Below are 22,520 nucleotides of genomic sequence, written 5' to 3' on the forward strand. Positions count from 1 at the left end.
ACCTCTTTACTAACGAAAGGCACTCAACACCATTCAACGCTGGTGTCGGTCCTTTCAATTTCAGGAAATGAATCAATAAAGGCAAGTGTTTGTTGAATAAGACGCTCAGCCTGAACTCGGTCATTGGATATGGTAACTATTCCAATGACTGTACGCTGCCAAAGATCATGATGATCCATCTCGCTTACTGAAATGTTATACTCGTTTTGCAATCGAGTGATAACACGCTTTAAGACCGAGCGTTTTTCTTTCAACGATTGGGCATTATAGATGAAGCATTCTACTTCTGCACTCAGAATCATGTGCGTTCAACTTCCTCCATAACATATGCCTCAATGACATCTCCTTCTTTGATATCATTATAATTCTTAATTGTAATACCACACTCATAGTTTTGTGCTACTTCTTTGACATCATCTTTGTAACGCTTCAGTGTATCAATCTCACCTTCAAAGATGACCACACCATCGCGAACAACACGAACACCGGAATTCCTGGTGATTTTCCCATCAGTGACATAACCGCCGGCAATGGTCCCGATCTTAGAAACCTTGAATGTTTCCCTTACCTCGACTTGGCCAATGATTTTCTCTTCAAATTCAGGGTCAAGCATCCCTTTCATCGCCGCTTCAATTTCTTCCATTACTTTGTAAATGACGCGGTGAAGACGAATTTCTACATCTTCGGACTCTGCTGCTTTTTTCGCATTCGCATCCGGTCGGACGTTAAATCCGATAACAATTGCATTTGATGCAGAAGCAAGGGAAATGTCGGATTCATTGATGGCCCCCACACCAGTGTGGATGATTTTAACCTTGACGCCTTCGACCTCGATTTTTTCAAGGGAAGAGGCTAGTGCTTCCACAGAACCTTGAACGTCTGCTTTCAAGATAAGATTAATATCTTTGACCTCACCCTGTTTGATTTGCTCGAACAAGTCATCAAGGCTGACTTTTGCTTTGTCACTGCGTTGAGCTTCAATTTGTTTCTGCTGACGTGCTTCCCCGATTGCACGTGCTTTTTTCTCATCTTCAAATGCAAGGAAACGGTCTCCTGCATGAGGTACATCATTCAGCCCAGTGATTTCAACAGGGGTAGAAGGACCGGCGGTTTTCACCCGGCGTCCAAGATCATTGACCATTGCCCGTACTCGGCCAAATGTATTACCAACTACAATCGGATCTCCGACATTTAAAGTACCATTTTGGACAAGTAGTGTCGCAACAGAACCTCTTCCTTTATCGAGTTCTGCTTCAATTACTGTTCCATAAGCAGAACGATTAGGGTTTGCTTTCAATTCTTCCATTTCAGAAACTAGAACAATCATTTCTAACAGATCATCGATACCTTCATGCTTAACCGCAGACATCTTAACAAAGATCGTATCTCCGCCAAAATCTTCCGATATCAATTCATATTCCATCAATTCCTGCATGACGCGGTCAGGGTTGGCACCTTCTTTATCCATTTTGTTTACAGCTACGATAATTGGTACCTCCGCTGCTTTTGCATGGTTGATTGCCTCTACGGTTTGAGGCATGACACCATCATCAGCAGCTACAACAAGAATAGCGATATCAGTTACCTGCGCCCCGCGAGATCGCATACTGGTAAATGCTGCGTGACCTGGTGTATCAAGGAAAGTGATTTTCTTTCCGTTTTCTTCTACCTGATAAGCGCCGATATGCTGGGTAATCCCGCCTGCTTCACCTTCCGTCACTTTTGTGTCACGGATGGAATCAAGCAAAGTGGTTTTACCATGATCGACATGGCCCATGATGGTAACTACTGCAGGACGCTCACTCAAGTCTTCCGGAGCGTCTTCAAACTGATAATTTTCGATATCTGTTTCGTCCACTTTCACTTCTTCTTCAACTTCTACACCAAACTCTCCGCAAATCAACTCAATGGAGTCGCTGTCTAAGTCCTGGTTCTTCGTCGCCATTACACCAAGCATCATCAGCTTCTTGATGATTTCAGAAGTTTCTTTATTTAATTTGTCAGCAAGTTCGGCAACAGTAAGTGTACCGGAGAAAAGAATCTTTTCTGGTGTTTCCTTTTTTGCTGCAGGTCTTTGAGCTTGTTGCTGCTGACGGTTTTTCTTTTGGTTATTCTGCTTTTTCTTGTTTTGATTTGATTTTTTCTTTTGCTGCTGGTTATTGGAAGGTTTGTTCTGTTGTTTAGGTTTGTTCATATTATTCCCTTTGCTTTGTTCCTTCTTATTATTGGCTTTAGTTTCAGGTTTTGGAGTTTCCTCTTTTTTACTGTTGAACTCACTATCAAGTTTGGAAACTGTTTCATCAGAAATAGTTGACATATGGTTGGTCACCACTATATCCATTTTCCCTAATTTATTAATAACTTGTTTGCTGGTTAAATCGTTCTTTTTGGCATATTCATAAACACGCATCTTGCTCATATGTTCACCCCCGAATAGATTCATCGAGCAGCGATTGCATCTTTTTCGCAAATCCTTGATCTAGAACTGCGATCGCGACTCTCCCCTCCTTACCTATAGCCTGGGATAATGTGTCCCTATCGGCCACGAGATAGTAGGGTATATTATAAAAGCTGCATTTGTCCACAAGCTTTTTTTTCGTTTGATAACCTGTATCATCGGCAATCAGCACAAGCTTTGCTTTTTTCTTTTGGATATCCTTAGTAATGGCTTCCTCTCCCAGCGTACATTTGCCCGCCCGGAACGCCAATCCAACCAGATTCAGGGCTTTCCGGTTCATACTTCTTCTCCGGCTAATGCTTTTAGCTCATCATAAATGCTGGCATCTACCTTAGTGTTGAGCTGGCGACTGAGGATATCCTGATCCTGTGCTGTTTCAATTACATTCAAATCCCTGGATACATATGCTCCCCGTCCATTTTTTTTACCAGTAGGATCGACGAACACTTCACCTTCCTTATTACGGACAATACGGATTAATTGCTTCTTAGGTTTCATTTCTTTAGTGACGACGCATTTTCTAAGTGGTATTTTTTTAGAACGTGTCATTTGACTCTCCCCTTATTCAAACCGATCTTCATCGACAGTAGAATAAGCACTATCTTCTTCATGTTCCTCGGTACCTTCATCTAACAGACCTTCTTCTTCTGCCTCAGACTCACTCTTGATATCAATCTTCCACCCAGTTAGTTTGGCTGCAAGACGAGCATTCTGTCCCCGCTTACCAATCGCAAGAGAGAGTTGATAATCAGGAACAATGACCGTAGTCGCTTTTTCATCTTCATCAACAAGTACTTTGACTACTTTAGAAGGGCTTAGAGCATTAGAAACATAGGTGACTGGATCTTCCGACCATTGGACAATATCAATTTTTTCACCTTTCAGTTCGTTAACAATTGCCTGAACCCGCTGGCCGCGTTGGCCGACACAGGAACCAACCGGATCGATTTCTTCGTCCTCTGCAAATACAGAGATTTTGGAGCGGTCACCTGCTTCACGGGCCACTGATTTTATTTCGACAATCCCATCGAAGATTTCGGGGACTTCCATCTCAAATAGCCTTTTCAGTAAACCAGGATGCGTACGAGAAACATAAATTTGTGGGCCCTTATTGGTGTTTTCCACTTTCGTAATATATACCTTCAGACGGTCATGTACCTCATATGTTTCTGTTGGCATCTGTTCTCCTTCAGGAAGCCGTGCTTCAATTTTCCCAAGGTTCACATAAATGAACCTTGGGTCCTTCCGCTGGATAATGCCTGTCATGACGTCCTCTTCACGATCACTGAATTCTCCATAAATGACACCGCGTTCCGCTTCTCGTACACGCTGTGTAACTACCTGTTTGGCCGCCTGCGCAGCTATACGGCCGAAGTCCCTTGGAGTCACTTCGACTTCAATGACATCTTCCTCTTCATAATTCGGATCAATTTGCTTGGCATCCTCTACGGAAACTTCCTGTTGAGGGTCTGTTACTTCCTCCACTACATTTTTTCTCGCATATACCCGCATGGATCCTTCTTCTTCATTGAGGTGGACGCGCACGTTCGTTGCAGAATTGAAGTTTTTCTTATAAGCAGAAATTAAAGCTGCCTCTAATGCATCTATCAATACATCCTTATCAATCCCTTTTTCCTTCTCCAAGTATTGGATCGCCTCAAAAAGTTCGTTGCTCAACTGTTTTCTCCCCCTTTAATTGAAACTTACTGCTAACCGCGCTTTAGCGATTTTATCATAAGGAATTTCAATTGATTTTGTTCTTGCTTTAATCTTGATATCAATTTTCACTATATCACCTTGAAAGGATTGCAGCTTACCTTCGTATTCTTTATCACCGGCAATTGGTTCATATAATTTGAGATGAACCTGGCGGCCGATGTTGTTTTCAAAATCGCTTCTCTGCTTCAGAGGTCGTTCTGCCCCCGGGGAAGCTACTTCTAAAAAATAAGGGAAGTCAATCGGATCGATGTCATCCAGCTTTTCACTAAGCTGTTCGGAGACATGCCCGCATTCTTCGATATCTACACCGCCCTCTTTATCAACAAATACACGAAGGAACCAATTCTTTCCTTCTTTTTTAAATTCAACGTCGACAAGATCAAGGTCCATATCCTTCAATACAGGCTGAACCAGCTCTTCTGTCAAGCGTATAACATTATCACCCATGTCTTTCCCTCCTTCTTGATAACCTTAGTATTTCTTTTGTAACCAATCCTTATCAGTACAGGCATGTAACGAATATTTCCGTTAAATAAATACGGCACTACAACTGGTGTAGTGCGCAACAAGTGCAAAAAACGCTTTGGTTGATTACAAAGAAACATTAATTGATGGAAAAGATAAACGAAAGAGTGGGTTGCCCCACTCTTTCATCGCTTCACGTATCAATCTTCTAACCAATAAAAATATACCATAGCTTCCTTTTAAATGCAAGAATGCCCTATTTTTGCCTCACTTTTTAAGAGAAACTTAAAACAAAGATAATTGGTTCTCTTCTGGCATTCCTTTTAGACAACCCTGTTCATCTAAATATTCAAGAACGGTTTTAGAAATCCTGCTTCGTTCCCTGAGGTCCTGTTTAGAGAGAAATTCTCCTTCTTCCCGTGCTTTCACTATACTGATTGCTGCGTTTGTCCCTAATCCATCCACAGCATTGAACGGTGGAATAAGAGTGTCCCCATCAACAAGAAAATCTGTAGCGCTGGAACGATATAAATCGACACTCTGGAAAGAATAACCCCGCTCACACATTTCCAGTGACAACTCGAGAACCGTAAGCAAACTTTTCTCTTTTGGTGTTGCATCGTTGCCTTTAGCAAGAATTTCTTCGATACGCATCCGGATGGCTTCCGAGCCTTTGATCATCGTTTCCAGTTCAAAGTCCCCTGCCCGGACCGTAAAATAAGCGGCATAAAAGTAAATCGGATAATGTACCTTGAAATAAGCTATCCGTACAGCCATCAATACATAAGCGGCAGCATGGGCTTTCGGGAACATATATTTGATTTTTTTACAGGATTCGATATACCAGTCCGGTACACCGTGTTCTTTCATTGCTTCAATCCATTCGTCCTGCAGCCCACGGCCTTTACGCACGAACTCCATGATTTTAAATGCAAGCGATGGTTCAAGACCTTTATGCATCAAATACACCATGATATCATCACGACAGCCGATTACTTCTGGCAGAGAGCATATCCCATCATTAATCAGTTCTTGTGCGTTCCCCAGCCAAACGTCCGTTCCGTGGGAAAGACCGGAAATGATGACCAGTTCAGCAAAGGTTTTCGGCTTTGTATCTTCAAGCATCTGACGGACAAACCGAGTACCGAACTCCGGGACACCAAGTGTACCCGTTTTACACAAGATTTGATCAGGCGTTACCCCGAGTGCTTCCGGACCGCTGAAGATTTTCATTACCTCCGGATCATCAACGGGTATTTCTTTCTGATCGATTCCACTTAAATCCTGCAACATACGAATGACTGTCGGGTCATCGTGCCCAAGTATATCCAGCTTTAGGAGATTATCATGGATGGAATGGAAATCAAAGTGAGTTGTTTTCCATTCTGATTTTGTATCATCGGCTGGGAATTGAATTGGTGTGAAATCGTAAATTTCCTTGTCATCCGGTACGACGATAATTCCCCCTGGGTGCTGACCTGTAGTCCGTTTTACTCCAGTACATCCCTGGACAAGCCGATCAACTTCTGCATTTTTATATTGCAGCTCATGATCGCCTGCATAACCTTTCACATAACCATAAGCCGTTTTTTCAGCGATAGTTCCGATTGTACCTGCTCGGAAGACTTTTTCTTCCCCGAACAGCACTTTTGTATAGTTATGGGCCTGTGGCTGGTATTCTCCTGAAAAGTTCAGATCAATATCCGGCACCTTATCCCCTTTAAACCCAAGAAACGTTTCAAACGGAATATCCTGGCCATCTTTATTCAAAGGCTCCCCGCAATCAGGACAGGCTTTTTCCGGCAGGTCAAATCCGCTGCCGACAGAACCATCCGTAAAGAACTCCGGATTTTTGCAATTCGGGCATACATAGTGCGGCGGCAAAGGATTAACCTCGGTAATTTCCGTCATTGTCGCAACAAAGGAAGAACCGACCGAGCCACGGGACCCTACAAGGTAACCGTCATCCAAGGATTTTTTTACAAGCTTTTGGGATATTAGATAAATGACTGCAAATCCGTGTCCAATAATGCTGTCCAGTTCTTTTTCCAGCCTTTTTTCTACGAGTTCAGGGAGCTGATCCCCGTATAAGCTTTTGGCACGATTGTAAGACATTTCCCTTATCTCCTGATCAGCGCCTTCAATGTTAGGAGTAAACAAGTCATCCTTAACAGGGGAGACTTCTTCAATATCCCCTGCAATCGCCTGTGAATTGTGCACCACCACTTCAAAAGCCTTCTCTTCTCCTAAAAATGAGAATTCTTCCAACAGTTCGTTAGTGGTTTTGAAATGAACTTCCGGGAGCGTCTGGCGATTGAGCGGATTCCCGTTTTGAGAGGAAATCAAAATCTGACGGTACATTTTTTCATGCGGTTCCACGTAATGTGTGTTTCCTGTAACGACTGCTTTTTTGCCAAGGCGTTCTGCCAAAGCAGTCAGTTTCTTCAAAATATCATAAATTTGTGCTTCATTTTGTACAAGCTCTTTCTCGATCAAGTGATGATAGTTTCCCGGGGGCTGAATTTCAATATAATCATAGAATTGAGCTGCTTGTTCAGCTTCATCCTCCGACTTCTGCATCATTGTCTCGAAAACTTCCCCTTTGTCGCAGCCGGAGCCTATTAATATCCCTTCTCTAAGTTTGGCGAGCCTAGAGCGAGGGATTCTTGGTACACGGTAAAAATAATCGACATGAGCATGGGACACAAGACGGTAAATGTTCTTTAGCCCTGTGAAATTTGCAGCGAGCAAAGTGCAATGATGCGGACGGGAGCGCTGATAAGCATTACCTTCCCCCATATAGTCATTTAAATGTTTATGGTTGGTGATTCCTTTGGCCAACGCTTTTTTAATAAGTTTCCACATCAGATAGCCGGTTGCTTCCGCATCATAAATGGCCCTGTGATGCTGCGTCAGCTCTACGTCGAAATACTTACACAATGTGTTCAGCCGGTGATTTTTCAATTCTGGTACGAGAAAACGCGCAAGTTCGAGTGTATCAATGACTGGAAGTTCTGATTTACCAATGCCGATAGTTTTGTAACCGGCGTTTAAAAAGCCCATATCAAAGCTTGCATTGTGGGCAACAAGAATAGAATCACCAGTCCATTCATGGAAACGTTTCAGGACATCGCCAATCTCCGGTGCATCTTTAACCATATCATCGGTAATTCCCGTCAAGTCGATAGTCGTCTGGGATAAAGGATGATGGGGATTTGCAAATGACTCAAACCGATCGATGATTTCGCCATCTTTGATTTTAACGGCGGCAAGCTCAATGATTTTATCGTAAACAGCTGAAAGTCCAGTAGTCTCGACGTCAAATACAACATATGTATCCGAATCCAGCTCCCGGTCCTGTTCTTCGTAGGCGATTGGCACCCCATCATCAACCAGATTAGCTTCCACACCATAAATGATTTTAATACCGTGTTTGCTGCCTGCAGCGTGTGCCTCCGGATATGCCTGAACCACCGCATGGTCGGTGATTGCAATTGCATCATGTCCCCATCGTGCGGCTGTTTCGATCAAACGGGAAGGAGAAACAGGAGCATCCATCTGGCTCATCGTCGTATGGGAGTGCAATTCCACGCGTTTTTTTCCTTCTTCGGCCTTGTCCATCCGCAGCACTGGTTTAATCTCATTAATATCATTTGCCATCATTGTCAATTCTGTAGTGAAATTGTCAGTCTGAATACTGCCTCTTGCTTTAATCCACATACCTTTCTTAATGGCCTGGAACTTTTCAGCATGGTCATCACCGCGGGAAAACATTTTGATCGAAAATGAATCAGTATAATCTGTCACTTTTAACAATAACAGATGCCTTCCAGATCGAAGTTCTTTCACTTCGGCATCGAAAACGTGGCCCTGTACAATTTTTCGGCGCTCTTCTTCCTGTATTTCGCCCATTTGTTCTGGCTCTTCCTGAATGTTGTAGCCGATCATGACTGGTCCTTGATGTTCGCTTTCTGCACTTTGTTTGGCACGTTCTTCTTTTTCCTTAACAGCCTGCTCTACAAAAAGGCGATCCTCTTTTTTCCTTTCCTCCTGGAATTTCTTGATTTCTTCCTCCTGACTTTTAACTCTTGTTGTTACCATGCAAGGAGAAATACCGACTTTTTTACAAAAATCAAGCAGGGGTTCATGCAAACGTTTTTGTACAGCGTGGCTTTCTGCTTCATTACGGCATGTCACCAGGATTTTGTTGCCATTGATTTCGGGCTGCTGTTGTTCGACCAGATCCTTATAGGCGGGGGAAAGTTTAGGTATTGATTCAATAAAGCACTTCCAATAAGCATTAAGGTCTCCGTCTTGCAACTCCTGGCTGGCAGTATGTATCGTCCAGTCCACTTCGGCTATGTGCCTGAAACCTTCTTGAAGTTTTGCTGTAAATAACTGATAAACAGAAGGGGGCATAGGGGCATCCATTTCAAAATGAAAATGCCATTTTTTTAATTGCTTATAAACCTCCAGTTTCTTTAAACTGCCGTTAACCAGATGTTCATCAGCGATTTCCTTTGGAAAATCTATCTGATCAATCAGCAGCTTCATTTTCTCCCTATTTGTTACATCCATGATGATTCCTCCCCATCCTCGGCAGCCTCCATGGCTGTATTTCTCTCTGTTGTACGACAATTCTATCCTGTAATGCGATTTATAGGCCCTTAGAGTGATTAGATCATAATTAACGTTTGATTTTCAAACAAGAAAATATACCCTTGTACTATTAAATGTAGCAAGGGTATATCCATTAAATCAAGTTTAATTTATCTGGTCATTCCTCAGGATAAATACTTCTTAATCTGCCCAATCACAGAAGCACTCTCCACTTCTGACTGCTCCCCTGTACTTCGTTCTTTCAATTCTACAATGCCTTCGCCTGCCCGTTTACCAACAGTAACACGTAATGGTATTCCAACCAAATCACTGTCAGTAAATTTGACACCAGGGCGCTCTTTCCTGTCATCAATCAGCACTTCAATTCCGGCAGCTTGCAATTTTTGATAGAGGTCTTCTCCCAGATTTAATTGTTCTTCTTTCTTCGGATTCAAAACCAGCAAATGAACATGGAAAGGAGTAACGGTACCAGGCCAAGTAATTCCCTTCTCATCATGATATTGTTCGACAATCGAAGCAAGAGTACGGGAAACCCCGATACCATAACAGCCCATAATCATCGTTTTTGCTTTACCTTGATCATCCAGAAAAGAGGCATTCATTTTTTCTGCATAGAATTCACCCAGTTTAAAAACATGTCCCACTTCAATGCCTCTGGCAAATTTGATGGTCCCTTCTCCATCTGGCGAGGGATCCCCTTCCTGTATGAACCGGAGGTCCGCATACTGAGAAACTTCAAAATCCGTACCAGGAGTAACATTTACATAGTGGCAGCCTTCCTCATTGGCACCGCACGAAGCGTTCACCATTTTTTCAACAGCGAGATCTGCGATCACTTCAACGCCTTCTGGGACATTGACAGGGCCAAGTGACCCAAAACCTGTTCCCATCAATGATTTTGTCTCTTCTTCGGAAGCTAAGTCAAGGAAACTTGCATCATACAAATTTTTCAACTTAACATCATTCACTTCATGGTCGCCTCTTGTAACGACCATTACAAACTGGTCATCTACCTTAAACATGATAGCTTTCAAACCTTTATCAAGGCTGTGACCCAGATAATCTGCTACCTCTTTCATCGTTCTCTGCCCAGGTGTTGATTCTTTCTTCATCTCTTTAGGTGCTTCAGCTGATTGTTCATAAGTAGTCACGACTGGGGCCATTTCAATATTCGCAGCATAACGTGACGTGTCTGAATAAGCGATTGTGTCTTCCCCTACATCAGAAAGCACCATAAATTCATGGGTATCTTTACCGCCCATTGCGCCTGAATCAGCGATTACTGCACGGAAATTCAAGCCACACCGGCGAAAGATGTTGGAATAGGCATCAAACATTTTTTGATAGGTACCATCCAGGCTTTCAAATGAATCATGAAAAGAATAGGCGTCCTTCATCAAAAATTCCCTGCCACGCAGCAGGCCAAATCTTGGACGCTTCTCGTCTCGGAATTTATTCTGAATCTGGAAGACAGTCAGCGGCAGTTTTTTATAACTGTTTACCGTATCGCGGATGATACTGGTGATGACTTCCTCGTGGGTTGCCCCAAGTGCGAATTCCCGCTCATGGCGATCATGCATTCGCATCAATTCAGGGCCGAATGTATTCCACCTTCCCGTTTCTTTCCATAACTCGGAAGGCTGTAGTGCAGCCATCAACATTTCATGTGCGCCTGCTTTTTCCATTTCCTCCCGTACGATTTCTTCCACTTTTCTAAGCACCCTTCTACCAATTGGAAGGAAACTGTATACTCCAGAAGCTACCTGGCGAATATAACCTGCCCTTACCAGGAGCTGATGGCTTTTAATTTCAGCATCAGCTGGATTTTCCCTTAGAGTAGGGAGTAACATTTCACTTTGTCTCATATATAAACACCTCTATTTAATACTCATGTTTAACTGGCTTCTTATATTGAATCATACCCCGGAATCGGATACCGGGTACCACATCTTAATTTAGAATAACTTGGCCTGTCGCCAAGTACTTATGCGAAAGCCTTAGTTTTACTTATACTTTAATACTTTAACAAAGTTAAACTTTCTTAAAGTATAAAAAAACTGGAAGTAAAGAAGCATATGGTGAAATTGCTTTACTTCCAGCTGTCTGTAAAAAGTATGGGCCTCTTCTGTATGGGGCAATAGCGGCTATTATAGGAATAATCGTTGGATATCATTCCAGGTTACTACCAGCATCAGCAGCATCAGTAAAGCAAAACCTATAAAATGCACGACCCCTTCTTTTTGAGGATCAATAGGTTTTCCCCTTACAGCCTCAATACCAACGAACAACAGTCTTCCGCCATCAAGGGCTGGTAATGGAAGCAAATTAACAATTCCCAGATTAATACTCAAAATCGCTGTCCACATCAGGTAATTAATAAACCCTGTCTGGACGACTCTGTCCGTAGCATCATAGATACCCACAGGTCCCGATAACATATCTAAAGAGAATTGCCCCGTTACGAGCTTTCCTAAATTGACCAGGATCAGCTTGGTCCATTCATATGTCTGGGTAAAACCAAATTGGATCGTCTTGATAAAAGAATCATCGAATGCCCTTTCTACACCAATCTGTCCAATCGTTACATCACGCTGCTTCAGACTGTCAGGAGTTACGGATACTTCCTGTCTTTCTCCATTTCGAAGGACTGTCATATCCAGTTCTTCACCTGGGTTGTCACGGACGATTTCAGTGAATTCTTCCCAAGTGGAAACCTGCTCTCCATCAATCGAGACGATTTCATCCCCTGCCTGCAGACCTGCCTGTTCAGCAGGAGTGTCAGCAATAATGTCACCCAGTTTGGCTTCGTTGACTGGAACTCCTTGAATAAATCCAAGAATGAAAAAGATGATCATAGCCAATACAAAATTCATTAATGGGCCAGCAAAGAGCTGCATGGCGCGTTGAAGTACTGATTTGGAAGCGAACTGTCGGTTGTATGGCGCAATCTGTGTTTCTTTTTCATCTAAAACAAACTGTGCTTTAGGATCTACTTCAAAATAAAGTTTTTCGTCTTCGTCTATTTCATATCCCTCTATCATTAACTTATGATCGAGATCGGCTTTTTCTACTTCAATCACCCTTGCATGAGGGTGCTTTGATTTATTATTCACGATGATCTTGCTGACTTTTCCCGACTCATTGAACTCAAGACCAACATGATGCCCGGCTTTAAGCTCTACTATTTCCGGGTCCTCTCCTGCCACACGGACATAACCGCCGATCGGCAGGAGTCGAATCGTGTAGAGGGTTTCGTTTTTCGTGAACGCGAATAGTTTCGGTCCCATCCCGATTGCAAACTCTCTGGCCAGCATCCCTGCCCGTTTGGCAAATATCAGATGCCCCCACTCATGTACAAAGACAAGCAGGCCGAACATGAGTACAAAAGCGATAACTGTAGTCAAAAGAAGCACCTTCCTTTATTTTGAGTACGAGCGCACCTGTCGTCTCGTCTCTTGATCGATTTGTAAAATCGTATCTAAATCCGGCTGTTGAATCGTCTGATGACGCTCCATTGCTTGCTCGATGAATGATTCAATATCAAGGAAAGATATCTGCCCATTTAAAAATAGGTCGACAGCCTCTTCATTAGCTGCGTTTAAGACTGTAGTCATTGAACCACCTTCTTTACCAGCATCAAATGCCATCTGAAGACAACGGAAGCGCTCGTAGTCCATTGCTTTAAAATGCAATTTGGCGATTTCCTCTAAGTTTAAACGTTTTGTCATGGGTAAATCAAGGCGATCAGGATAGGTAAGGGCATATTGGATAGGAACTTTCATATCCGGCGTTCCCAACTGAGCCACCACACTTCTATCCACAAATTCGACCATGGAATGGATAACGCTTTCCCTATGAAGAAGTACATCTATATCTTCATAAGGTACATCGAATAGCCAATGAGCTTCAATCACTTCCAGTCCTTTATTCATCATAGATGCCGAATCCACTGTGATTTTCGCCCCCATGCTCCAGTTGGGGTGGTTTAAGGCATCATCGACAGTTACACCTTCAAGTTCAGCTCTAGTCTTATCCCGGAAGCTTCCTCCTGAAGCGGTTAGGACCAGTCTCTTTATGTCTCTCTTTTTCTCTCCATTCAGACACTGATAAATAGCAGAATGTTCACTATCTACCGGGAGCAGGTCAACATGGTGTTTTTTTGCCTCCTCCATGACTAAATGACCCGCAGTAACAAGTGTTTCCTTGTTTGCGATCGCGATTTTCTTTTTCGCTTTAATCGCTTCAAGAGTTGCTGGAAGGCCAATGCTTCCCATTACAGCATTCAACAATATATCAACCTTGTCATCCGTACTTACTTCTATCATTCCCTCTGTACCTGATAAAACTGTTACATCAGGGAACTCTCTCTTAACTGATTCTCTTGCATGAGCATCCTGAACCACCACTTTACATGGCTTAAATTCACGAATCAGCGGAAATGCTTTTTTTACGTTTTTTCCAAATGCCAATGCATAAAGCTGAAAGTTGTCAGGGTGGTTCCGGATGACTTCCATTGTCTGAAGACCTATTGAACCTGTAGCCCCAAGTAACGTGATCTGCTTCATAAATAAATAACTCTCCTCACCTTGATGCCTAAAAAGAAGACAAAACTACTTATATATACAGTTACCCGTTTTACTACCCTACGAAATTGATAAAGTGCAATAATGGCAAAATAAATATCAAGCTGTCAAAACGGTCAAGGACACCTCCATGCCCGGGGAGGATATTGCCGGAATCCTTAACAGCATAATGTCGTTTAAAGGCAGATTCAACAAGATCTCCAATCTGGCCAAAGGCTGAAACGAGGGTTGTGACAAATAATACTATCAGCATGCCAGGCGGAAGTGGATATACAATCTGAAATACAAAAGCTACGATGCAAGCCAGAATTACTCCGCCTAACGCCCCTTCAATTGTCTTTTTAGGACTGATTTTCGGCCAAAGTTTGCGTTTTCCGAATGTACGGCCGAAGAAATAGGCACCTGTATCCGTAGCCCAAATGACGAACAGGGAATAGAAGACATATTCCAGACCCGCATCTTGAGTTTCAATCAGGTAATGGAACCCCATACCTACATAAATGGCAGAAAGCAGTAAAAAACCAGCATCATCAAACGTAAACCTGTTTTTCACCAGTACGGTATAGCTGAGAAGCAGCAGTACTGTAAATAATGTCAACTCGGATTTCGGAACGATTATTCCAAGCTCTGCGCTCCAATCAGTAGGGAACATCAGAGCCCATAAAAGCAGCAATGTAAGCAGAGAAGGTATCGAATACCTCGCAATCCTTTTCATTCTCATTAATTCGAATATACCAATGCTTGCGATGAGATATACAAATATCTGGAAAGGATACCCCCCAAGAATTACCAGAGGAAGGAAAATCAATACTCCGACTATTGCTGTGATAACTCGCTGTTTCATTATTAGTTCAACACCTTAGATACCGCCGTAACGACGTTTTCTGTTTTGATAATCGTAGAGGGCCTTCTCAAAATAGGATTCGTCGAAATCCGGCCAAAATACGTCCGTAAACCAGAACTCGCTATAAGCAAGCTGCCAAAGCAGGAAATTGCTCAGCCGCTGCTCGCCGCTTGTCCGTATCAACAGGTCAGGCTCTTTCAGATCAGCGGTGAAAAGATGATCTGTAAAACAGGATTCATCTATATCCTGTATATTAATTTCACCTTCCTGCACTTGTTTTGCAACCTGTTTAACTGCTTCAATCATTTCATTGCGACTGCCATAGTTTAATGCAAAATTTAATATAAGACCTGTGTTATCAGCTGTCCGGTCTTTCGCTTCCTGGACCGCTTTCTTTGTATGCTCCGGCAGCCGGTCAAAATCACCGATGGTTTCGACACGAACATTTTTCTCAATGAGTTCAGGAAGATATGTATTCAAAAATTCCATTGGGAGCTTCATTAAGAAATCGACTTCTTTCTTTGGACGCTTCCAGTTTTCCGTCGAAAATGCATAAAGCGTCAAGATATCTATGCCGAGATCAGAGGCGTATCTTACAATTCTTTTCACAACATTCATACCCTCTTTATGGCCCGCTATTCGTGGCATTCCTCTACTTTTTGCCCACCGGCCATTCCCATCCATGATGATTGCAACATGGCAGGGCAGAAGTTCTTTATCCAGACGGAGGTTCTGGATATTGGTATTGCTTTTATTTTTCAAGAATGGAAGTTTGATCGGCATAACTACATCCTCCAATAAGGATACTTATCTTATTATTATATACTATAATCCCATATCATGCTGCAAATGACATATTTAACTAATTAACAATATATCTACCTGAAAAAATAGAAAGCCGCGCTTACAAAAGTTGCAGCGCGGCTTATTTTTTAACACGGATAGATATCGTCGCCAGATGAGCTTATACTTCTAGAATTTCGGATTCCTTATTCTTAGATAGTTCGTCAACCTTGGAAACGTACTCATCAGTTACTTTTTGGACATCATCCTGATACCCGCGCAGTTCATCTTCAGTCAAGTCTCCGTCTTTTTCGGCTTTCTTCAGTTTATCATTGCTTTCGCGGCGGATATTCCTGATTTGTACTTTAGCTTCCTCCGCATATTTACCGACGACTTTGACAAGATCTTTCCTGCGCTCTTCTGTCAAAGCAGGAATATTAATGCGCACTACATTACCATCACTGGATGGCGAAAGACCAAGGTCGGCTTTCTGGATTGCTTTTTCGATTTCTGCAATCGCCGACTTATCATATGGTGTAATTACCAGAAGGCGGGCTTCAGGTGCAGAAACCTGCGCAAGCTGGTTCAGAGGGGTAGATGCTCCGTAATAGTCCACATTGACACTGTCCAGAAGGTTTGGGTTGGCGCGGCCTGCACGGACCGTAGCCAGTTGACGGGAATAGGCCTGGACCGCCTGCTCCATTTTTGTTTTCGTTTCATTGATTACTTCTTTACCCATGTTTATTTCCCCCTTACAATCGTTCCAATATTTTCACCAAGAACCGCTTTTTTAATGTTCCCTTCCTCTGTTATTGAGAATACCAGTAAAGGAATGTCGTTGTCCATACATAAGGAAGATGCCGTTGAATCCATGACACCCAATCCTTCATTCAAAACCTCAAGGTAGGAAAGCCGGTCGTATTTAGCAGCATTTTTATTGAGTTTAGGGTCAGAATCATAGACTCCATCGACATTATTTTTTGCCATCAAGATAACATCCGCTTCCACTTCCGCCGCACGCAGGGCTGCAGTGGTATCGGTAGAAAAGTATGGGTTCCCAGTTCCCGCAGCAAATATGACAACTCGCTTTTTCTCCAAGTGTCTGATCGCTTTCCGGCGGATATACGGTTCTGCCACTTGCCTCATTTCAATAGAGGTCTGGACACGTGTCGGGATTCCATTATTTTCTAAGCTGTCCTGGAGGGCGAGGGAATTCATTACTGTCGCCAGCATCCCCATATAATCAGCGTTTGCCCTGTCCATTCCCATTTCACTTCCGACTTTTCCTCTCCATATGTTACCGCCGCCAACGACAACGGCTACTTCCACGCCTAACTCGGCAACTTCCTTGACCTGTTTCGCTACAGATTGGATGACAGCAGGATCAATGCCGTATCCCTGCTCCCCACTTAAGGCTTCACCACTTAATTTCAATACGATTCGACGGTAACGCGCTGCAGTCATAGTAACCTCCGTATATCTCTTATTCTGTAATTATTATGAATTATTTTATTTGTAAAATTGCAATCTGCCACATTTATCTTGTTATGTAGCACGTTTGAAAATAGGGAACACGATGTGTCCCCCATTTTTCAAAAGGTTAATTATTTTTTTACCTGACTCATAACTTCTTCAGCAAAGTTATCTTCACGCTTTTCCATGCCTTCGCCCACACCATAACGGACAAAGCCTTTGACAGTAGCGCCTTTATCCTTCACATATTGCTTTACTTTCTGGTCCGGATCCTTAACAAAGCTTTGTTCAAGCAGGCAGATTTCTTCAAAGAACTTGCCAAGTCGTCCTTCTACCATTTTCTCGACAATATGCTCAGGCTTGCCTTCATTCAATGCTTGGGTTTTTAGCACTTCACGCTCTTTGTTGACTTCTTCTTCGGAGACTTGATCACGAGAAACGTAACGTGGGTTCACCGCTGCAATGTGCATGGCGACATCTTTTGCAGCAGCTTCGTCCGTAGTACCTTCAAGAAGAGTCAGAACTCCGATGCTGCCGCCCATATGAATGTACGCGCCGAAAGCGTCGTTATCTGTTTTCTCAAGCACTGTGAAACGGCGAAGGGAAATCTTTTCACCGATTTTCGCAATGGTTGATGTGATGTATTCGTTGACAGTATCGCCTTCTCCATGAAGCTTCTGCTCCAATGCTTCTTCTACGGTTGCAGGCTTTTGGTTCAGTAGGTGTTTTCCTAATTCTTCCAGAAGTGATTTGAATTGGTCGTTTTTTGTAACGAAATCTGTTTCACAGTTTACTTCAAGTAACACTGCTGTATTTCCGTCGGTGTGTACGTGAGCAGATCCTTCTGCTGCGATACGGTCCGCTTTCTTTTGGGCTTTAGAAATACCTTTTTCACGAAGCCATTCGATGGATTTATCCATGTCTCCATCGTTTTCTTGAAGAGCTTTCTTGCAGTCCATCATCCCTGCACCTGTTTTTTCACGTAATTCTTTTACCATTTTTGCAGTTACTGCCATACTATTTCCTCCTTAAATTGACAAATTATACTGTTCTGACATATCCCAAGTAATGGTTCTGTGTCAATCTTATTGTTTAAAAAAGGTGATAAAAGGTTCTCCCCTCTTATCACCTTTGAAACCTTCGTTACTCTGTTGCAGTTTGAGCATCTGCTTCTGATTCAGCAGCTTCTTCTTCTGCAACTTCAGTTTCTTCGCCTTGTTTAGCTTCTAAAACAGCATCTGCCATTTTGGAAGTAAGCAATTTGACAGCACGGATGGCATCGTCATTCGCCGGAATGACATAATCGATCTCATCCGGGTCACAGTTTGTATCAACAATTCCGACAATCGGAATGTTCAGTTTGTGTGCTTCTGCGATCGCAATGCGCTCTTTGCGTGGATCAATGACAAAGATTGCATCCGGCAGACTCTTCATTTCTTTAATACCGCCAAGGAATTTCACAAGACGATCTTTTTCCTTAAGAAGTCCGACTACCTCTTTTTTAGGCAGGACATCAAAAGTGCCGTCTTCTTCCATACGCTCAATGTCTTTAAGACGATTGATACGTTTGCGGATAGTTTGGAAGTTTGTTAGTGTTCCACCTAACCAGCGTTGGTTGATGTAGAACATTCCACAACGGGTAGCTTCATCACGCACTGTTTCCTGCGCTTGTTTTTTCGTTCCAACAAAAAGGATGTTGCCTCCATCGGCAGCGATATCCCTAACATAGTTGAACGCTTCATCTACTTTCTTAACCGTCTTTTGAAGGTCAATGATATAGATGCCGTTTCTTTCTGTGAAGATGTACTTTTTCATCTTCGGATTCCAGCGGCGAGTTTGGTGTCCGAAATGAACACCAGCTTCAAGTAGCTGTTTCATTGAAATTACAGACATTTTTCTTCCTCCTGTTTTGGTTTTTTAGTATCCTCCGCCTCTTTCATCTCCCTTTTAAAACTCTTTTTATAAAGAGCACCGTTAAAAGGAATCCACAGACGTGTGTATTGACACCAAAAGTAAATATATCACAAGCTTCTGCCGCAATCAAGTAGTAATCACATTTTTCGTTCGTTGAATTTGAGGAACAACTCAGTTTCCGTCTTGCCGAGGTTCAGCTGTTTCGCGATACTTTCGGTTGATTCCCCTATCTTCCGCAAGGCTATGATCTGAGTTTGAAGGGATGGTCGGTAGTCTATCGTATCTTCATCTGGAAGAGGGGGATGATAGCCTTCCTTTTCGGGAGATGATATTACCGGATTGCTCTTTTTTTCTTTTTCTGTCTTCGGCGGTTGAGATTCTTTTCCAGTGAAGGAATGTTGTTCACTGGAATCAAGCAAGTATTGTAATCTTTCGTTTTCTTCTTTAATTTCCATAAGATAAGCGGTAAATAGTTGCTCGATTTCCTCTGAAACGTTTTGTTGACGTTTTTCCAATTCTTCAGATGTTTTGAGGCGTTGTGCCATTGTTATGAGTACGAGGATGGTTACCCCATGTAACAAAAAGCTGAGAATTAATAAAAATGTTGTCATAATCTGCTGTCACCTACTGTAATCTAATATTCATCTTTATAGCTGTTAATCGTCATGCTTAGATGCTTCTTACCAGGAGTCGGTCTTTCCCCTTGATTCTCGGCACTATTATTCTCAAAATTTCTTCTGAATTTTACTGGTGTGAAATCACGGATGCTTGGACATGATGATTCCGGTCTTTCTATAGACATGAAAAGTTTTATCAAGTATGTATTTCTGTCTGCGACAAATAGATATCTATTTTTTAAAAAGGAGATGATTCCATTATAAAATCCCTTAACTTACTGTTTTGTAAACCACGTTTTTTTATCACTAGTGTACGAGTTCGGTAAGGTTATTTCTTAATTTGAACAAAGCTTTGGCGTGTATTTGAGAAATACGCGAAGTTGTCAAGCCCAGAACTTGACCGATTTCAGTAAGTGTCAATTCCTCATGGTAAAAAAGACTAATTACGAGCTGCTCTTTTTCTTTTAATTGTTTAATTCCTTCAGCCAGTTCTTGATAGTTTTCATTACGTACCATTCTGCTTTCTGGTGGTACAGTATTTCGATCCGGCAACGAATACCCGATCCCTTCTTTCTGATCGCTTTTCCCGTCTTTTGTGTGCTCTTCCATAGATAGTACATTTGAAAATAAGGAGTCTTTCATTACCTCTACTACTTCGCCTTCTTCGATTCCGAGGAAAGCTGCCACTTCTCCCGACGTAGGCTGTCTTTGCAGCTTTTGTTCCAGCTGCTCTGAAGCCTGTTCAATTTTTTTGGATTTGTCACGAATAGATCGTGGAAGCCAATCTTCTTTTCTGAGTCCATCAATGATAGAACCTCGAATACGGAAAGATGCATATGTATCAAACTTTAGATCCCTCTCAAGGTCAAATTTCTTTAAAGCGTCGTACAAGCCAAGTAAACCAAGGCTTTTTATATCCTCTTTACTGACACTTCCAGGCAAATGGGCAGAAATACGCTGTACGTGGAAGTTGACCAGGTGGACATATTTCCTGACTAATTCATCTGCTGCTTCGGCATCCTGATGACGCTGCCACAGACTCCATAACTCTAGTTCTTGTGGTGATAGCGAGTTAGCCATACAATCCCTCCTCGATGCTTTCTAAATTGCTGAATATGAATGTCTTACTCATTTAATAAGGATCTGATCGTTTCTGATGCTGCTTTAGCATTAGCTAGATCCTTATACTGATTACCTTCTGAAAAGTGATCGGTCTTTTCTTCAGTGTCTTCCTTTATTCTTTTAATTGGTCGTTGACTTTTTTTCACAAAACCTGCCAGCAAGCGGAACAAAAATGTGAATAAGAATAAGATAAAGAAAGCGGCAGCAGCTCTCACCATAGAAGTATTAAGCGTGTTAGAAATAATTGAAAAAGTAAAAGATAATAAAAAAGCAATTATTGAAAAGGTCAAATTCCAAAACAAGCTTCCTGCCATTAAATATCCGCTACCCCCTTATTCACACTCCTGATCGTTAGCATAGCCGTATCAGGATCGAATTCAATTGTTCTGCCGCTGTTCCCTCCCACATCCTCCCCTAACACAGGAATGCCATGCAGACTGAGCCTATCTTTAACCGCTTTGATATTCCTGGGACCAATACGCATTTTGTCATCTGCAGAGGTAAACTGGAACATCTGGGCACCCCCAGCCAGCTTCGCCTTAAGTGTGTATTTTTTCAAACCTGCCTGAAGCAGCATTTTTATAAGCTCATCGATGGCGCTGTCAGCGTACTTACCTTTATTGGGTGACCCGCTTTTCGCCATGCTGCTGTCAGGAAGCATGACATGACACATGCCTCCCATCTTTCTCGATTTATCGAAAACGACAACCCCTACACAAGAGCCTAGACCTGATGTCCTTATAATATCTGGAGCTTGAACTGTTTCCATTCCAGCTATGCCGACTTTTATGATGTGAGGAGCGTCATTCATCTGATTCCACTCCCAATGCAAGAAATATCCTGTGATAAGACTCTGGGTCCGGAAGAAGAAAAAAATGACCAGTGATTTGTCCGGTAGCAGAAGCTTCTGCAACAGTGGTTTCAATGACAATTCCATAATCACTCACTTGAGATATTTCAAGGAGTCCATGACTCATGACAGCTCCAAACATATCAATTGTCAAGGCTGGGACTGTTATATAGAGATCAAGGTTTGTAAAATCAGCCAATGATGATATGTAGGAGCCTGATAATATATTGCCAAGTTCATGTAATGCAGAAAGTCCAATTTCATCAAGCGGGGGCTTGTCTAGTTGAAAATCGTTGTTACCCGTCATTATTTTTATATACCTGGAAGCCTGCTCAGGTGGCAGGACGAAAAACATATTACCAGGGGCTTCCCCATGAATCCTTGAAAAAACGGCAACCACCTTTCTGTCCGAATCTCCTGCAATATCCATCATCTCATCGAAACTGGCAAGCTTGACCGATGGGACATGCATATTTATTTTCCTGTCAAGCAAATGTGATAGAGATGTTGCAGCATGCCCTGCCCCGATATTCCCAGCCTCCTTTAAAGCATCCAGATGGGAAATGGTGAATTTATCAATGAACGACATCAGTGACTACCCTTCCATGGACTTAATAGAGTTTGCTTCTTCTTCGTTAAGGACTTTATGAAGATTCAATAATATCAGCAAGCGATTTTCCAGTTTGGCAACACCGCGAATATATTCCGCTTCAACCGTTCCTACTACCTCTGGAGGTGGTTCAATAAAGTTTGCAGGAATATCAATGACATCATTGGCAGCGTCAACAATAATGCCGACCTCAAGCTCATCCATATAGACGATAATAATCCTTGTGCTTTCGGTATGCGCAGCTTCTTCCAAACCAAACCTGCTTCTCAAATCTATAATAGGAGTTACTACTCCTCTTAAGTTGATGACTCCCTTCACAAATTCCTTTGTGCTTGGCACCCTGGTAATATGCTGAGCCCTTTCAATCGAACCTACCTGGTTTACAGGGACGGCATACTCCTCATTGTTTAACTGAAAAACAATCACTTTCAAATCCTGGTTCTTGTAATCACTCATTTACTC

At 42.5% G+C, this 22,520-nt stretch carries 22 protein-coding genes; all 22 read right to left on the reverse strand.

From position 1 onward, the window contains the following. Window positions 1-23: 23 nt before the first annotated feature. A complete protein-coding gene (locus JOC33_RS07960; RefSeq protein WP_205091960.1) occupies window positions 24-302 on the reverse strand; it encodes a DUF503 domain-containing protein in 279 nt (92 codons plus the stop codon). Next, window positions 299-2,419: a translation initiation factor IF-2 gene (gene infB / locus JOC33_RS07965; protein ID WP_205091961.1), complete on the reverse strand. Its 2,121-nt coding sequence runs from the start codon at window positions 2,417-2,419 to the stop codon at window positions 299-301. Before infB ends, JOC33_RS07960 begins: the two co-directional genes overlap by 4 nt. 4 nt (window positions 2,420-2,423) lie before the next feature. Next, entirely contained in the window at window positions 2,424-2,738 is a 315-nt protein-coding gene (locus JOC33_RS07970; protein ID WP_205091962.1) for a YlxQ family RNA-binding protein, read from the reverse strand. Then, window positions 2,735-3,007 (reverse strand): RNase P modulator RnpM, encoded by a 273-nt coding sequence (gene rnpM, locus JOC33_RS07975; RefSeq protein ID WP_205091963.1) that lies wholly within the window; start codon window positions 3,005-3,007, stop codon window positions 2,735-2,737. The genes JOC33_RS07970 and rnpM overlap by 4 nt, the downstream gene beginning before the upstream one ends. Before the next feature lie 12 nt (window positions 3,008-3,019). After that, window positions 3,020-4,135: a transcription termination factor NusA gene (gene nusA, locus JOC33_RS07980; RefSeq protein ID WP_205091964.1), complete on the reverse strand. Its 1,116-nt coding sequence runs from the start codon at window positions 4,133-4,135 to the stop codon at window positions 3,020-3,022. Between the two features lie 15 nt (window positions 4,136-4,150). Beyond that, window positions 4,151-4,624: a ribosome maturation factor RimP gene (gene rimP, locus JOC33_RS07985; RefSeq protein ID WP_205091965.1), complete on the reverse strand. Its 474-nt coding sequence runs from the start codon at window positions 4,622-4,624 to the stop codon at window positions 4,151-4,153. A gap of 303 nt (window positions 4,625-4,927) precedes the next feature. After that, entirely contained in the window at window positions 4,928-9,220 is a 4,293-nt protein-coding gene (locus JOC33_RS07990; RefSeq protein ID WP_205091966.1) for a PolC-type DNA polymerase III, read from the reverse strand. Window positions 9,221-9,426: 206 nt separating this feature from the next. Further along, window positions 9,427-11,127, reverse strand: a complete 1,701-nt coding sequence (locus JOC33_RS07995) for a proline--tRNA ligase (protein ID WP_205091967.1) — start codon at window positions 11,125-11,127, stop codon at window positions 9,427-9,429. A 282-nt stretch (window positions 11,128-11,409) separates the two neighbouring features. Next, on the reverse strand, window positions 11,410-12,666 hold the full coding sequence (gene rseP, locus JOC33_RS08000) for an RIP metalloprotease RseP (protein WP_205091968.1): 1,257 nt from the start codon (window positions 12,664-12,666) through the stop codon (window positions 11,410-11,412). A 15-nt stretch (window positions 12,667-12,681) separates the two neighbouring features. Next, window positions 12,682-13,827 (reverse strand): 1-deoxy-D-xylulose-5-phosphate reductoisomerase, encoded by a 1,146-nt coding sequence (gene dxr / locus JOC33_RS08005; protein WP_205091969.1) that lies wholly within the window; start codon window positions 13,825-13,827, stop codon window positions 12,682-12,684. A gap of 73 nt (window positions 13,828-13,900) precedes the next feature. Beyond that, the gene (locus tag JOC33_RS08010; RefSeq protein ID WP_205091970.1) at window positions 13,901-14,689 is read right to left on the reverse strand and encodes a phosphatidate cytidylyltransferase; all 789 of its coding nucleotides are present in this window, start codon (window positions 14,687-14,689) and stop codon (window positions 13,901-13,903) included. Window positions 14,690-14,704: 15 nt separating this feature from the next. Further along, the gene (locus tag JOC33_RS08015; protein ID WP_205091971.1) at window positions 14,705-15,472 is read right to left on the reverse strand and encodes an isoprenyl transferase; all 768 of its coding nucleotides are present in this window, start codon (window positions 15,470-15,472) and stop codon (window positions 14,705-14,707) included. Window positions 15,473-15,653: 181 nt separating this feature from the next. Next, on the reverse strand, window positions 15,654-16,211 hold the full coding sequence (gene frr, locus JOC33_RS08020; protein ID WP_205091972.1) for a ribosome recycling factor: 558 nt from the start codon (window positions 16,209-16,211) through the stop codon (window positions 15,654-15,656). Between the two features lie 2 nt (window positions 16,212-16,213). Continuing rightward, on the reverse strand, window positions 16,214-16,936 hold the full coding sequence (gene pyrH, locus JOC33_RS08025) for a UMP kinase (RefSeq protein ID WP_205091973.1): 723 nt from the start codon (window positions 16,934-16,936) through the stop codon (window positions 16,214-16,216). Between the two features lie 140 nt (window positions 16,937-17,076). Further along, on the reverse strand, window positions 17,077-17,961 hold the full coding sequence (tsf, locus tag JOC33_RS08030; protein WP_205091974.1) for a translation elongation factor Ts: 885 nt from the start codon (window positions 17,959-17,961) through the stop codon (window positions 17,077-17,079). Window positions 17,962-18,088: 127 nt separating this feature from the next. Next, window positions 18,089-18,838 carry a 30S ribosomal protein S2 gene (rpsB, locus tag JOC33_RS08035; RefSeq protein ID WP_205091975.1) on the reverse strand — a complete coding sequence of 250 codons (750 nt, stop codon included), beginning with the start codon at window positions 18,836-18,838 and terminating at the stop codon, window positions 18,089-18,091. Window positions 18,839-18,996: 158 nt separating this feature from the next. Further along, on the reverse strand, window positions 18,997-19,470 hold the full coding sequence (locus tag JOC33_RS08040) for a hypothetical protein (protein WP_205091976.1): 474 nt from the start codon (window positions 19,468-19,470) through the stop codon (window positions 18,997-18,999). Window positions 19,471-19,782: 312 nt separating this feature from the next. Then, window positions 19,783-20,556, reverse strand: a complete 774-nt coding sequence (locus tag JOC33_RS08045; RefSeq protein ID WP_205091977.1) for a FliA/WhiG family RNA polymerase sigma factor — start codon at window positions 20,554-20,556, stop codon at window positions 19,783-19,785. Window positions 20,557-20,600: 44 nt separating this feature from the next. Further along, on the reverse strand, window positions 20,601-20,912 hold the full coding sequence (locus JOC33_RS08050) for a hypothetical protein (RefSeq protein WP_205091978.1): 312 nt from the start codon (window positions 20,910-20,912) through the stop codon (window positions 20,601-20,603). Continuing rightward, window positions 20,912-21,409 carry a chemotaxis protein CheD gene (locus tag JOC33_RS08055; RefSeq protein WP_205091979.1) on the reverse strand — a complete coding sequence of 166 codons (498 nt, stop codon included), beginning with the start codon at window positions 21,407-21,409 and terminating at the stop codon, window positions 20,912-20,914. Before JOC33_RS08055 ends, JOC33_RS08050 begins: the two co-directional genes overlap by 1 nt. After that, on the reverse strand, window positions 21,402-22,037 hold the full coding sequence (locus JOC33_RS08060; RefSeq protein WP_205091980.1) for a chemotaxis protein CheC: 636 nt from the start codon (window positions 22,035-22,037) through the stop codon (window positions 21,402-21,404). The genes JOC33_RS08055 and JOC33_RS08060 overlap by 8 nt, the downstream gene beginning before the upstream one ends. Window positions 22,038-22,043: 6 nt before the next feature. Further along, window positions 22,044-22,514 carry a chemotaxis protein CheW gene (locus JOC33_RS08065; protein WP_205091981.1) on the reverse strand — a complete coding sequence of 157 codons (471 nt, stop codon included), beginning with the start codon at window positions 22,512-22,514 and terminating at the stop codon, window positions 22,044-22,046. Window positions 22,515-22,520 lie beyond the last annotated feature (6 nt).

The sequence above is a fragment of the Thalassobacillus pellis genome (assembly GCF_016908295.1).
Lineage (GTDB): Bacteria > Bacillota > Bacilli > Bacillales > Halobacillaceae > Thalassobacillus > Thalassobacillus pellis.

What these genes read in the sequence shown, in the direction of transcription:
- dxr (WP_205091969.1), bottom strand. Translation starts at nt 13,827, where the DNA reads ATGAAGCAGATCACGTTACTTGGGGCTACAGGTTCAATAGGTCTTCAG.
- JOC33_RS08050 (WP_205091978.1), bottom strand. Translation starts at nt 20,912, where the DNA reads ATGGCAGGAAGCTTGTTTTGGAATTTGACCTTTTCAATAATTGCTTTT.
- JOC33_RS08010 (WP_205091970.1), bottom strand. Translation starts at nt 14,689, where the DNA reads ATGAAACAGCGAGTTATCACAGCAATAGTCGGAGTATTGATTTTCCTT.
- JOC33_RS08045 (WP_205091977.1), bottom strand. Translation starts at nt 20,556, where the DNA reads ATGGCTAACTCGCTATCACCACAAGAACTAGAGTTATGGAGTCTGTGG.
- frr (WP_205091972.1), bottom strand. Translation starts at nt 16,211, where the DNA reads ATGGGTAAAGAAGTAATCAATGAAACGAAAACAAAAATGGAGCAGGCG.
- JOC33_RS08060 (WP_205091980.1), bottom strand. Translation starts at nt 22,037, where the DNA reads ATGTCGTTCATTGATAAATTCACCATTTCCCATCTGGATGCTTTAAAG.
- JOC33_RS08040 (WP_205091976.1), bottom strand. Translation starts at nt 19,470, where the DNA reads ATGACAACATTTTTATTAATTCTCAGCTTTTTGTTACATGGGGTAACC.
- JOC33_RS07960 (WP_205091960.1), bottom strand. Translation starts at nt 302, where the DNA reads ATGATTCTGAGTGCAGAAGTAGAATGCTTCATCTATAATGCCCAATCG.
- JOC33_RS08015 (WP_205091971.1), bottom strand. Translation starts at nt 15,472, where the DNA reads ATGCCGATCAAACTTCCATTCTTGAAAAATAAAAGCAATACCAATATC.
- JOC33_RS07990 (WP_205091966.1), bottom strand. Translation starts at nt 9,220, where the DNA reads ATGGATGTAACAAATAGGGAGAAAATGAAGCTGCTGATTGATCAGATA.
- JOC33_RS07970 (WP_205091962.1), bottom strand. Translation starts at nt 2,738, where the DNA reads ATGAACCGGAAAGCCCTGAATCTGGTTGGATTGGCGTTCCGGGCGGGC.
- pyrH (WP_205091973.1), bottom strand. Translation starts at nt 16,936, where the DNA reads ATGACTGCAGCGCGTTACCGTCGAATCGTATTGAAATTAAGTGGTGAA.
- JOC33_RS08065 (WP_205091981.1), bottom strand. Translation starts at nt 22,514, where the DNA reads ATGAGTGATTACAAGAACCAGGATTTGAAAGTGATTGTTTTTCAGTTA.
- JOC33_RS07995 (WP_205091967.1), bottom strand. Translation starts at nt 11,127, where the DNA reads ATGAGACAAAGTGAAATGTTACTCCCTACTCTAAGGGAAAATCCAGCT.
- rnpM (WP_205091963.1), bottom strand. Translation starts at nt 3,007, where the DNA reads ATGACACGTTCTAAAAAAATACCACTTAGAAAATGCGTCGTCACTAAA.
- infB (WP_205091961.1), bottom strand. Translation starts at nt 2,419, where the DNA reads ATGAGCAAGATGCGTGTTTATGAATATGCCAAAAAGAACGATTTAACC.
- rimP (WP_205091965.1), bottom strand. Translation starts at nt 4,624, where the DNA reads ATGGGTGATAATGTTATACGCTTGACAGAAGAGCTGGTTCAGCCTGTA.
- JOC33_RS08055 (WP_205091979.1), bottom strand. Translation starts at nt 21,409, where the DNA reads ATGAATGACGCTCCTCACATCATAAAAGTCGGCATAGCTGGAATGGAA.
- rpsB (WP_205091975.1), bottom strand. Translation starts at nt 18,838, where the DNA reads ATGTCTGTAATTTCAATGAAACAGCTACTTGAAGCTGGTGTTCATTTC.
- tsf (WP_205091974.1), bottom strand. Translation starts at nt 17,961, where the DNA reads ATGGCAGTAACTGCAAAAATGGTAAAAGAATTACGTGAAAAAACAGGT.